The sequence below is a fragment of the Streptomyces longwoodensis genome, assembly GCF_001514125.1.
Classification (GTDB): Bacteria; Actinomycetota; Actinomycetes; order Streptomycetales; family Streptomycetaceae; genus Streptomyces; species Streptomyces longwoodensis.
In genome coordinates, this window is the sequence record NZ_KQ948557.1 from 1 (window position 1) to 12,230 (window position 12,230).

Below are 12,230 nucleotides of genomic sequence, written 5' to 3' on the forward strand. Positions count from 1 at the left end.
CCCGACGTCATCGGCAGCAGCGCGCCCAGCGAGGTGGCGCCGTTCGCGTTGCGCTTGAACCAGATGTTCGGGAACGCCAGGAACCGGTGCCAGGCGATCCCCATGTCGATCTTCAGCGACACCACGATCATCCAGATGAACGAGACACTGATCTTGGTCATCGCCACCAGGTAGACCAGGTTCTCCAGCGCCCCGGTGTCCAGCCCCGACAGCGCACGCACCAGCGGGTAGGAGAACAGGTGCGCCGCCTCCCAGTGCCCCACCCCCGACAGCGCGCCCTCCAGACCCCGCAGGGTCATGATCGCCAGGCCGATGGTGAGGATCACCCACTCGACGAAGTACGCCTGGCCGAAGTTCGACCCGGCGAAACGCGACTTGCGCCCCGGCCGGCGCGGGTGGCTCAGCTGGCGCACGACGATCAGGGTCGCGATGCCCAGCGACGTGAACGTCGCGATCACCTCGACGAACACCTCGTACGGCAGCCAGTGCCCGATCACCGGCAGCACCCAGTGCGGCCTGAACAGCTGCCCGGTGGCGTTGACCAGGGTCAGCAGCAGCGTGTAGAAGCCGATGGCCACGAACCAGTGGGCCACCCCGATCACCCCCCACCGGTTCATCCGGGTGTGGCCGAGGAACTCCTTCACCAGCGTCACACTGCGCCGGTAGGGGTCGTTGAAGCGGCTCCCGGCGGGCACCGGCTGGCCGAGCAGGAAGAACCGGACGAGCCGGGCGATGGCACGGACGAACAGGGCGACGCCGACGGCGGTCAGGGCCAGCGACACGACGATCGCGGCGAGTTGCATGGGCGGACTCCTCAACCTGCGCGATTCTACTGAGCGGTAGCTTATGGGGGTGGTGCGAGGCTACCCACTTTCCCCCGCCGCCAAGAGCCCTTCCACCCCCGCCACCTGTCCCACCGTCACCAACCGTACGGGCGCGCCGACTTGGGGCGCCTCGCGGGTGCGGGAGCGAACGGCCTGATCAGTGGGCCCGGCCGGTCCCCTCGCGGCAGGTGACGGCACCACCCGGCCCGCCCGCCCCACGCCGGGACACCGCTCCAGCCGGACTCCACCCGCACTCGAGACGCCCCGCCGGAGCCGGGGGAGGGGACCCCCTCCCGCCGCCCCGCCACCACGGCGGATCACCGACGGACCGCGGACCCCCGCGCGAGCCTGCGGCCCCCCGCCCGGGCCCACGACACCCGCCACCTGTCCGCGGACGCCCGCCGGGAGCCTGCCGCATGTCCGCGCACGCCGGCCGGATGCCCGCCGGAGCCTGCCGCGTGTCCGCGGACGCCCGCCGGGAGCCCGCCGGGAGCCTGCCGGATGTCCGCGGATGCCTGCGGCCGCGCCGCCCGCGCACGGCCGTGCATGCCCGCCACCGCCGCCCGCAGACCCCCAGCACGCGGGCCGTGCAGGGGTGTTGGGGCGGTCCTCAGCCCGCTCTCGAGCGGAAGTCGAGGCCGCCGGGACACTCTCAGGACTCCACGCCGCTACGAGCAGGGGCGCAGTCACAGGAGGGTGCCATGTCGGACGAACGGCCGGTGCGGCTGCACTGTTTCGCGCACTCGGCGGACGGCGTCTCGGTCTTCGACCGATGGGCGGCGAGCACCGGCGAGGGCGTCGAGGTGGTCCCGGTCGTCCTGCCCGGCGGCGCGGGCAGCAGCGGGCCCCGCCCGGTCACCCACGCCGCACTGCTCGCACAGCTGCTGCCCCGCTTCACCGACCCCGGCCCCGGCCCCTACGTGCTCTACGGCCACGGCCTGGGCGCGATGATCGCCTTCACCCTGACCCGCGCACTGCACGAGGCCGGCCTGCCCGGCCCCGCCCTGCTGGCCGTCGCCTCCGCCGCACCGCCGTGCGCGCCCCTGGCCGCCGGCGTGCGGGCGATGAGCGACGCCGAACTCCTGGACGTGCTCAGCGGACGCGGCGCCGTACCGGCCGCCAGCGACGAGGGCATCATGCTGCGCGCGATGCTGCCGGTGCTGCGCGCGGACCTGGAACTGGCCCAGGCCCTGGACGAAGCCGCCCTCACCCCCTCGCCGGCCGGCCCGCTGACCACACCGGTCCTGGTGGTGGCCTCCCAGGACAACCCGCTCGCACCGGCCGCCGTCGCCGACGGCTGGCGCCGGTGGACCCAAGGGCCCGTCCGGGTGCGCACCGTCCCCGGACGCCACTTCTTCGTCCGCGGCGCACGCGAACTGCCCCGGCTGCTGGGACGGGCCTGCCGCGTCACCCGCCGCCTGGTCCCCGAGCCGGCGCCCGTCGGCTGATGCCCGTGCCGCAGCCCCACCGCGCGGGCCGGCGGTGTCCCGCCCGCCGGGCCCACCCGCGCGCGGCACACCGGCCGAGGCCGCCCCGCCCTGCATGGAGGTGTTCAGATGTCTGGTGAGCGTGTCGAGGGGGCGACGCACACGGTCGAGGTGGCCGCGCCCGCCGGCGTGGTCTTCGCGGTCCTGGCCGACGCCACGAAACTGCCCCTGTACTTCTCCCCGAACGTCCACGCCGAACGCCTGGACTTCGACGGCGGGAGCGAACGGCTGCGGATGTGGTCCCTGCTGGACGGACAGCTGAAGTCCTGGACCTCCTGGCGCCACCTGGACGCGGTGCGCCGCCGCATCGAGTTCCGCCAGGAACCGCCCGCCTCCCCCCTCACCTCCATGAACGGCACCCTGCAGGTCACCGAGCGCGGCCCCGGCCGCACCGAACTGCACCTGCGCTACCACTACGGCGTCGACGCCGCCCGCCCCGCCGACCGGGCCTGGGCCCAGCGCGCCACCCACGACACCAGCCTCACCCAGCTCGCCGAACTCAAGAGCTACGCCGAACGCTGGACCCGCCTGGACGACCTCGTGCTGTCCTTCGAGGAAGCCGTACGCGTGCACGGCCCCGCCGAACTCGTCTACGACTTCCTCTACCGGGCCGGGGACTGGCCCGACCTCGTCCCCCACGTCACCCGCACCGACGTCCACGAGGACACCCCCGGCGTGCAGCGCATGACCATGGAGACCCTCACCGAGTACGGCTGCCACACCACCGACTCGGTCCGCATCTGCTTCCCCCACGCCGGCCGCATCGTCCACAAGCAGACCGCACCCCACGTCCTGCTGGAGGCCCACACCGGCGAATGGTCCGTCCTGCCCGACGAACGCGGCGTGACCGTCCTGGCCCAGCACAGCGTCGTCCTGCGCGAGGACAGCACCGCCGTACTGGGCCACCACGGCGACCTCGCCCACACCCGCCGGCACGTGCGCGAGGAACTCGGCCGCGACAGCCGCGCCCTGCTCGCCCACGCCAAACGGCACGCCGAAAGCGCCGTACGCATGCTGTGACCCGCACGGCCGGACCGGGCCCCGTCCCGCGGGCCGGACAGCGCCCGTAGCCGCCCCCTCCCGGCTGCGGGCGCCGTCCGTCCGTCCCGCCGTCCCGCCCCCCTTGAGGCCGGCCCGCGCCGGCCGCTTCCCCTGCCGGCGCCGGCCGCCCGGGCAGGGCGGGCAGGGGAGTGCCGGCATGCCCGGATGCGCGGGGGAGGGCGTACTCGGGTCCCGCTTGGGCTCCGCTCCATACCCGCTCGGGAAAACGGACCCGGCCCCCACCCGGCACCTAGCGTGGTGATGACCGCCGCCCCCTCCACCGCACGACGCCGAGCAGGAGAGACCATGCACGCCAGCGCGCAGCAAAGGACCCGGGCCCGCCCCCGGCCGCCCTCCCCCCGGGGGCCGCGCCAGGGCAGCCGCCCGCGCCCGGCGGCCCCCTGCCCGCACTCCCGGCACACCCCGGCGCCGGCCCGCACCGCCGCGCGCCCCGCCACCGCCGCGGCACGCCCCTGAACCCCGCCCGCCGTACGACCCGCCCGCCACGCCCCCGGAGAGGAGAGAAGGGGACCCCCGCGCCCGCCGGCGCGTCCCCGAACCCCAGATGACCGCTCTCCCCTCGCCCGAGGCGATCCGCGTGGTCCTCGAGCCCGCACCCGGTGCGCACCCGGACGCGGACACCTGGACCTGCCAGGTCCACGGCCCGCTGGAGCCGGCCGCACTCGAACACGCCCTGGCCGCCGCCCAGGCCCCGGGCCCGGCCCGCTGGCACCACCACCTGGTACGCCACACCCCCGAGCACCACACCCTGCGCCTCACCCCCGCCCAGGACACCCCCGGCACGACGGTGCCGGGCCGCCTCGCCGACCTCCTCACCCGGACACCGGCAACCGGCCACCCGCTCACCCCCGCCCAGTACGCGGTGCTCCCGCCCACCAGGAGCGGCCGCTACCAAGCGGTGTACCTCGAACCCGCTGCCGTGCCGGAGCCGCGGACGGTGCGCGAGGCGCTCGCCGCCGTGCTGGCCGCCCACCCCCAGCTGCGCTGGCGCCTGGACCCGGCCGGCGGACGCCTCACCGCTCAGCCCGCACCCGCACACCCCTGGACGCAGGAGGTCCGCGACCAGGAGGACCTCATCGTGGGGGAGTTCACCGACGAGGCCGGCTTCACCGCGGCCGTGGCCGCCGTGGGACACACCCTCGATCCCCGCCGCGGCGTCCACCTGCGGGCCCTGCTCGCCCGGGACGGCCGGCCGCACGGGCCGGGCACCGACCGGCTCGTCCTGGTCGCCCACGAACTCGCCGTCGACGCCGCGTCCTGGCGCACCCTGCTCGACGACCTGACCACCGCCCTCGCCACGGCCACCGCGGCCACGGCAGCGGACGTACACCCGGACCCCGCCCCGGACCCAACCCCCGCCGCCACGAACAACGCTGACGGTTGCTCAGCTACGACTCCGGCCCCGGCCCCGGCCGCCCCCGCAACCCCAGCCCCGTCGCCCGCCTGGCGCGCACCCGCCACCCCGGCCGGCTGGGCCGCCGTACTGCGGGAGCTGGCCGGTGACCCGGACGAGGCCCGCCACTGGGCACAGGTCGCCGAGAGCAGGTCCCGCGCGGCCGGCCCCGGCCCCGCCACCCCGCCCGGCCCCGCCGCCGCGTACGGCTCCGCCACCGGCACCGGCCCCGGTGCCGTGCCCGCCCAGCACACCGGCTTCACCCTCGGCCCGGACGACACCGACCGCCTCACCCACGTGCTCGCCCCGCGGCTCGGACTCAGCGCCGAGCAGCTGCTCACCGGGGTGTTCGCGCTGGCCCTGGCCCACTGGCAGGACCGTGACGAGGTCGGCCTCGACGTCGTCAGCGACCCCCGCACCGGCCACCCGGAACTGCGCCACCACGTCGGCCGCCTGACGGATGCGTATCCCGTCCACCTCGCCCTGGAAGGCGGCCTGGACCCGCTCGGCCGGCTCGCCGCCGCGTCCGGCGCGCTGGCCGCCGCCGCGGGCCGGGCCGCCGCCGGCGGCGGGTTCGGCGCCTGCCGGGAGTGGAGCCCCGACCCGCTGCTGCGCGACACCCTGCGCAGCCTGCCCCCCGCCCCCGCCTGCCTGACCCTGTACGGCCCGCACGAACTGCTGCCCGGCCACGCCCGCCCGGCCGCCGCCCCCCGCCGCACGCCGTACCCGGTCAACGCCGGCGTCCGGTTCACCGGCGCGGGGCTGCGCGTGGAGCTGGACTGGCTGCCCGACGCGGCCCGCACGGTCACCGCCGCCCCGCCCCGGGTCCTGGCCGAACAGCTGCACCAGCTGCTGCGGGACCTGGCGCAGGCGGCCGACGCGCCCGTCCCGGCCGCGTTCGCGCCCACCCCCCAGCAGACGGCCCTGTTCACCGGCGCGGACGCCCGCCCCGGCACCGGCCGCCACGTCGAACAGCTCGTCTGGGTCTGGCACGGCCCGCTGGACACCGACCGCTTCACCGCCGCCTGGCAGTCCGTCTTCGACCACGAGAGCGTCCTGCGCACCGCGTTCCTCGGCGGCCCCCGCCCCCAGCTGATGGTCCACAGCCGCGTCACCGTGGAGATCACCCGCCGCGTCCACCGCGCCGGCGACTGGTCCCCCCTCCTCGAACGCGACCGGCTGCGCGGCTTCGACCTGCGCCGCCCCGGAGCACTGCGCCTGATGCTGCTGGAGCCCGGCCCCGCCCGGCCCACCGCCGCCTCCCTGCCCACCCGCATCGTGCTCACCTACCACCGCGCCCTGATCGACACCTGGAGCGCCCACCTGCTGCTGCGCGAGTTCTACCGCGCCTACCTCGCCGGCGGCACCCTGCCCGGCGGCGAACGCCGCCCCGACCTGCGCGACTACAGCGCCTGGATCGCCGCCCAGGACCGCGACAGCGGCCGGGAGTTCACCGCCCGCACCACACCACCCGCCCCCGCCGCCAGCCGTCCCGCCCGCCCGGCCGGCGCCACCGGACTGAACGGCGTCGGCCGCGCCCGGCTGCGCCTGGACGCGGCCGAGACCAGCCGCCTGGCCCACTGGGCGGGCCGCTGGGGCACCACCGAGAGCAGCGTGCTGCAGGCCGTGTGGGCCATGCTCATCTACCGCGCCAGCGGCGCCAGCGGACCCGCACCGGTGTTCTTCGCGGTCAGCGTCCCCGGCCGCGGCATCCCCCTGGACGGCGCCGACCGCATGCCCGGCCCCCTGCGCAACGCCCTGCCCGTGCACCTCGAGGTCGACCCCGCCCACACCGTGCCCCGCCTGCTGCGCACCCTGCGCGACCGCGCCCTGGACCTGGCCGCCTACGAATGGGTCTTCGGCGACTTCCTCCACCCCGACGACACCGCCACCGCCACCGCCACCGCCGGCGCCGGCGTCCAGGCCGGCACCCTCATCGTCTTCGAGGACCCCCCGCACCCGCTGCACGCCCTGCACGACGACCTCGCCGCCCACGGCATCCGCGCCGAGTTCGCCGGCACCGTACCCGCCCGCTCCGTGCTGCCTCTGGGACTGCTCGCCCACCACGACGACACCGGCGGCCTGGTGGTCACCACCGTCCACGACCGCGCCCTGCTCGACGAGGACGCCGCCGCCGAACTGCTCGTGCAGAGCGCCATGCTCCTGCGCGAACTTCCCCTGCGCGCAGAAGAGTTCACCACCGTCGCCGAAGCCCTGAAACTGCTGGAGGGCAGGGCCGTGCCGCGCATGGCCGACACCTTCGCCCCCGGCCCGCACGACGCCCTGCGCACCCTGCGCGCCGCGGCAGCCCCCCAGGCCGGCACCATCTGCCTGATCCCCCCGCCGGGCACCCCCGCCGGCTGCTACGACCTGCTGCCCCCCGCCCACCGGGGCCCCCAGGAACTCCTCGTCCTCACCCCCCCACCCCCCACCGCCCACACGGCCGGCGCGGCCGGTGTGCTCGACGCGGCCGCCCGCTCCGCCCTGGCCGCCCGCGCCCAGGGCCGGCCCCTGCTGCTCGGCGGGTTCTCCGGAGCGGGCGCCCTGGCCTGCGCCCTGGCCCGCAGCATCGCCGCCGACGGCCACCGCCCGCCCCGCGTGGTACTCGCCGGCACCCCCGACGACGAGGACGCCGTCCACGCCCTCGCCCGCGCCCTGCACGACGCCACCACCCCCGACACCTGACACCGCCTGACGCCCGACACCCCGCCGTAACGCCCGCCCGCACGCCCCGTACGGGGAGCACACGCATCCCGTACGGCTCCCGTACGGCTCCCGTACGGGTCATGTACGGCGACCCGCGCTTGCGTCAGGTCTCGCGCGGCGTCCGGGGCGAGGTGGCCTGCCCCCGACCCCCAACGGCCCCCCACCCCCCCACCCCCTCCACCGCTGTTCGCTCCCGCTTCGAGCGTGCCTCGTTCCGGGGTCTGCATCGTGGCAGTGGCACGGGCGACCTCCCCTGGTCGCCGGCGATGCCCGTCCGTGCCGCAGGCCGAACCGCCGCAACCGCCGCAACCGCCGCAACCGCCGCACACCGCCAGGAGAGCCATGTCCCGTCGTCTGTTCACCTCGGAGTCCGTGACCGAGGGACACCCCGACAAGATCGCCGACCGGATCAGCGACACCATCCTCGACGCCCTGCTGCGCGAGGACCCCGCCTCACGCGTGGCGGTGGAGACCCTCATCACCACGGGACAGGTCCACATCGCCGGCGAGGTCACCACCACCGCCTACGCCCCGATCGCCCAGCTCGTGCGCGAGACCATCCTCGACATCGGCTACGACTCCTCCGCCAAGGGCTTCGACGGCGCCTCCTGCGGCGTGTCGGTGTCCATCGGCGCGCAGTCCCCGGACATCGCCCAGGGCGTCGACACCGCCTACGAGACCCGCGTCGAGGGCGCCGAGCGCACCGACGAGGACGACGCGCTGGACCGCCAGGGCGCCGGCGACCAGGGCCTGATGTTCGGATACGCCACCGACGAGACGCCGAACCTGATGCCGCTGCCCATCGAGCTGGCCCACCGCCTGTCCCGCCGCCTGACCCAGGTCCGCAAGGACGGCACCGTCCCCTACCTGCGCCCGGACGGCAAGACCCAGGTCACCATCGAGTACGACGGCGACAAGGCGGTCCGCCTGGACACCGTCGTGGTCTCCACCCAGCACGCCGCCGACATCGACCTTCAGTCGCTGCTCACCCCCGACATCCGCACCGAAGTCGTCGAGCACGTCCTGGCCCAGCTCGCCGAGGACGGCATCAAGCTGGAGACGGACGACTACCGCCTGCTGGTCAACCCCACCGGCCGCTTCGAGATCGGCGGCCCCATGGGCGACGCCGGCCTGACCGGCCGCAAGATCATCATCGACACCTACGGCGGCATGGCCCGCCACGGCGGCGGCGCCTTCTCCGGCAAGGACCCCTCCAAGGTGGACCGCTCCGCCGCCTACGCGATGCGCTGGGTCGCCAAGAACGTCGTCGCCGCGGGCCTGGCCGCCCGCTGCGAGGTCCAGGTCGCCTACGCCATCGGCAAGGCCGCCCCCGTGGGCCTGTTCGTGGAGACCTTCGGCACGAACACGGTCGCCGTGGAGAAGATCGAGCACGCCATCCGCGAGGTGTTCGACCTGCGCCCGGCCGCGATCATCCGCGACCTGGACCTGCTGCGCCCGATCTACGCCCCCACCGCCGCCTACGGCCACTTCGGCCGCGAACTGCCCGACTTCACCTGGGAGCGCACCGACCGCGCCGACGCCCTGAAGAGGGCCGCGGGCGGCAACTGACCCCCTCCCCCCGCCGGGCGGCCGGGCGCGGCCGGCCCGCGTGCCGGTGACCGAAGCGATTCAAGGAGTTCTCGTGCGCATCGCGGTGACAGGATCCATCGCCACCGACCACCTGATGGTCTTCCCCGGCCGGTTCGCCGACCAGCTGCTGCCCGACCGGCTCGCCCACCTCTCGCTGTCCTTCCTCGTCGACGACCTGGAGGTGCGCCGGGGCGGCGTCGCGGCCAACATCGCCTTCGGGCTGGGCGGCCTGGGCCTGTCACCGCTGCTCGTCGGCGCGGTCGGCGCCGACTTCGCCGAGTACGAGGTGTGGCTGAAGGAACACGGCGTCGACACCGCCGGCGTCAGGGTGTGCGCACAGCGCCAGACCGCCCGCTTCGTGTGCATCACCGACCAGGACGCCAACCAGATCGCCGCGTTCTACGCCGGCGCCATGGCCACGGCCCGCGACATCGACCTGGCCGCCCTGTTCACCGCCACCCACCGCCCCGACCTGGTCCTCGTCTCACCCGACGACCCCGAGGCGATGCTGCGCCACACCGCCGGCTGCCGCGCCCTGGGCATCCCCTTCGCCGCCGACCCCTCCCAGCAGCTGGCCCGCCTGGACGGCGAGCAGACCCGCGCCCTGGTCCAGGGCGCCACCTACCTGTTCACCAACGCCTACGAGGCCGCGCTGCTGGCCGAGCGCACCGGCTGGAGCCACCAGCAGGTCCTCGACCGGGTCGGCACCTGGGTCACCACCCTGGGCGCCGACGGCGTGCGCATCGAACGCGCCGGCCGGCCGGCCCTGAGCGTCCCGGCCGTCCCCGCCTCCGTCGTCGACCCCACCGGCGTCGGCGACGCCTTCCGCGCCGGGTTCCTGGCCGCCGTCAGCCACCGCGTGCCCACCCTGGCCGCGGCCCGCCTGGGCTGCGCCCTGGCCGGCGTCGCCCTCGGCGCGGTGGGCTCGCAGTCCCACACCGTCGACGCCGCGCACCTGTCCGCCCTCGTCGAGCAGGCCTACGGCCCCGGTGCGGCCGGCCCGCTCACCCCCGTCCTCGGAGAGACCGCATGAGCGCCCACGACCCCGCCCGCGTCCAGGCCCTGCGCGAGGCCCTCACCACCCGCGTGGTCGTCGCCGACGGGGCGATGGGCACCATGCTCCAGGCCCAGGACCCCACCCTGGCCGACTTCCAGCAGCTCGAGGGCTGCAACGAGATCCTCAACGTCACCCGCCCCGACATCGTGCGCTCGGTGCACGAGGCGTACTTCGACGCCGGCGTCGACTGCGTGGAGACCAACACCTTCGGCGCCAACCACGCCGCGCTCAGCGAGTACGACATCCCCGAGCGCATCACCGAACTGTCCGAAGCCGGCGCCCGCGTGGCCCGCGAGGCGGCCGACGCCCACACGGCCCGCGACGGCCGCCCGCGCTGGGTGCTGGGCTCGATGGGCCCCGGCACCAAACTCCCCACCCTCGGCCACGCCCCCTACACCACCCTGCGCGACGCCTACCAGGCCAACGCCGAAGGCCTGATCACCGGCGGCGCCGACGCCCTCATCGTCGAGACCACCCAGGACCTGCTGCAGACCAAGGCCGCCGTCCTCGGCGCCCGCCGCGCCCTGCACGCCGCCGGCACCGACCTGCCGCTGATCGTGTCGGTGACGGTGGAGACCACCGGCACCATGCTGCTCGGCTCCGAGATCGGCGCCGCCCTGACCGCGCTGGAACCCCTCGGCATCGACATGATCGGCCTGAACTGCGCCACCGGCCCCGCCGAGATGAGCGAGCACCTGCGCTACCTGGCCCGCCACGCCCGCCTGGGCCTGTCGTGCATGCCCAACGCCGGACTGCCCGTACTGGGCGCCGACGGCGCCCACTACCCCCTGTCCCCGGCGGAACTGGCGAGCGCCCACGAGGACTTCGTCCGCGACTTCGGCGTCGGCCTGGTCGGCGGCTGCTGCGGCACCACCCCCGAACACCTGCGCCAGGTCGTCGAACGCGTCCGCCACCTCACCCCCACCCCCCGCTCCCCGCAGCCCGAACCGGGCGCGGCCTCCCTCTACCAGTCGGTCCCCTTCCGGCAGGACACCTCCTACCTGGCGATCGGGGAGCGCACCAACGCCAACGGCTCCAAGAAGTTCCGTGAGGCGATGCTCGCGGGCCGCTGGGACGACTGTGTGGAGATCGCCCGCGAGCAGATCCGTGAGGGCGCGCACATGCTGGACCTGTGCGTCGACTACGTGGGCCGGGACGGGGTCGCGGACATGCGGGAGCTGGCCGGGCGCCTGGCGACGGCCTCGACGCTGCCGATCGTGCTGGACTCCACCGAGGTCGACGTCATCCAGGCCGGTCTGGAGAAGCTGGGCGGCCGCGCGGTGATCAACTCGGTGAACTACGAGGACGGTGACGGGCCCGAGTCGCGGTTCGCGAAGGTGACGCGGCTGGCGAAGGAGCACGGGGCGGCGCTGATCGCGCTGACCATCGACGAGGAGGGCCAGGCCCGCACGCCGGAGAAGAAGGTGGAGATCGCCGAGCGGCTGATCGCCGACCTGACGGGGAACTGGGGGATCCGCGAGGCGGACATCCTCATCGACACCCTCACGTTCACGATCTGCACGGGTCAGGAGGAGTCCCGCAAGGACGGCATCGCGACCATCGAGGCGATCCGCGAACTCAAGCGCCGCCACCCCCAGGTGCAGACCACGCTGGGCCTGTCGAACATCTCCTTCGGCCTGAACCCGGCCGCGCGCATCCTGCTCAACTCCGTCTTCCTCGACGAGTGCGTCAAGGCCGGCCTGGACTCCGCCATCGTCCACGCCAGCAAGATCCTGCCCATCGCCCGGTTCGACGACGAAGAGGTCCGCACGGCCCTGGACCTCATCCACGACCGGCGCAGTGAGGGCTATGACCCGCTGCAGAAGCTGATGCAGCTGTTCGAGGGGGCGACGGCGAAGTCGCTGAAGGCGGGCCGGGCCGAGGAGCTGGCGGCGCTGCCGCTTCAGGAGCGGCTCAAGCGGCGCATCATCGACGGTGAGCGCAACGGCCTGGAGGCCGATCTGGACGAGGCGCTGCGGACGCGGCCGGCCCTGGACATCGTCAACGAGACGCTGCTGGACGGGATGAAGGTCGTGGGGGAGCTGTTCGGCTCCGGGCAGATGCAGCTGCCGTTCGTGCTGCAGTCCGCCGAGGTGATGAAGGCGGCCGTC

The 12,230-nt window shown here is 75.0% G+C and carries 6 protein-coding genes and 1 pseudogene; 6 read left to right on the forward strand and 1 reads right to left on the reverse strand.

The genetic code is table 11. From position 1 onward, the window contains the following. Positions 1 to 803, reverse strand: a pseudogene (locus AQJ30_RS23180) (Fe-S oxidoreductase); the annotation flags it as partial. 722 nt (positions 804 to 1,525) lie between these two features. Between AQJ30_RS23180 and AQJ30_RS23185 the strand changes: the two are divergent. The 6 genes from AQJ30_RS23185 to AQJ30_RS23210 all read left to right on the forward strand — a co-directional run. Beyond that, on the forward strand, positions 1,526 to 2,272 hold the full coding sequence (locus AQJ30_RS23185) for a thioesterase II family protein (RefSeq protein WP_067237363.1): 747 nt from the start codon (positions 1,526 to 1,528) through the stop codon (positions 2,270 to 2,272). A 108-nt stretch (positions 2,273 to 2,380) separates the two neighbouring features. Continuing rightward, positions 2,381 to 3,331, forward strand: a complete 951-nt coding sequence (locus tag AQJ30_RS23190; RefSeq protein WP_067237365.1) for an aromatase/cyclase — start codon at positions 2,381 to 2,383, stop codon at positions 3,329 to 3,331. Between the two features lie 586 nt (positions 3,332 to 3,917). Beyond that, positions 3,918 to 7,451, forward strand: coding sequence for a condensation domain-containing protein (locus AQJ30_RS39850; RefSeq protein ID WP_067237368.1), 3,534 nt, complete (start codon positions 3,918 to 3,920; stop codon positions 7,449 to 7,451). Positions 7,452 to 7,814: 363 nt separating this feature from the next. Next, positions 7,815 to 9,041 carry a methionine adenosyltransferase gene (metK, locus tag AQJ30_RS23200; protein ID WP_067237370.1) on the forward strand — a complete coding sequence of 409 codons (1,227 nt, stop codon included), beginning with the start codon at positions 7,815 to 7,817 and terminating at the stop codon, positions 9,039 to 9,041. Positions 9,042 to 9,114: 73 nt separating this feature from the next. Continuing rightward, positions 9,115 to 10,095, forward strand: a complete 981-nt coding sequence (locus AQJ30_RS23205) for a carbohydrate kinase family protein (RefSeq protein ID WP_067237372.1) — start codon at positions 9,115 to 9,117, stop codon at positions 10,093 to 10,095. Next, on the forward strand, positions 10,092 to 12,230 hold a 2,139-nt coding region (locus tag AQJ30_RS23210; protein WP_159052354.1), incomplete at its 3' end, for a homocysteine S-methyltransferase family protein. The genes AQJ30_RS23205 and AQJ30_RS23210, both read left to right, overlap by 4 nt.

Bases quoted from the DNA above. Each gene is read 5' to 3' on its own strand.
- AQJ30_RS23190 (WP_067237365.1), top strand. From the start codon at position 2,381: ATGTCTGGTGAGCGTGTCGAGGGGGCGACGCACACGGTCGAGGTGGCC.
- AQJ30_RS39850 (WP_067237368.1), top strand. From the start codon at position 3,918: ATGACCGCTCTCCCCTCGCCCGAGGCGATCCGCGTGGTCCTCGAGCCC.
- metK (WP_067237370.1), top strand. From the start codon at position 7,815: ATGTCCCGTCGTCTGTTCACCTCGGAGTCCGTGACCGAGGGACACCCC.
- AQJ30_RS23185 (WP_067237363.1), top strand. From the start codon at position 1,526: ATGTCGGACGAACGGCCGGTGCGGCTGCACTGTTTCGCGCACTCGGCG.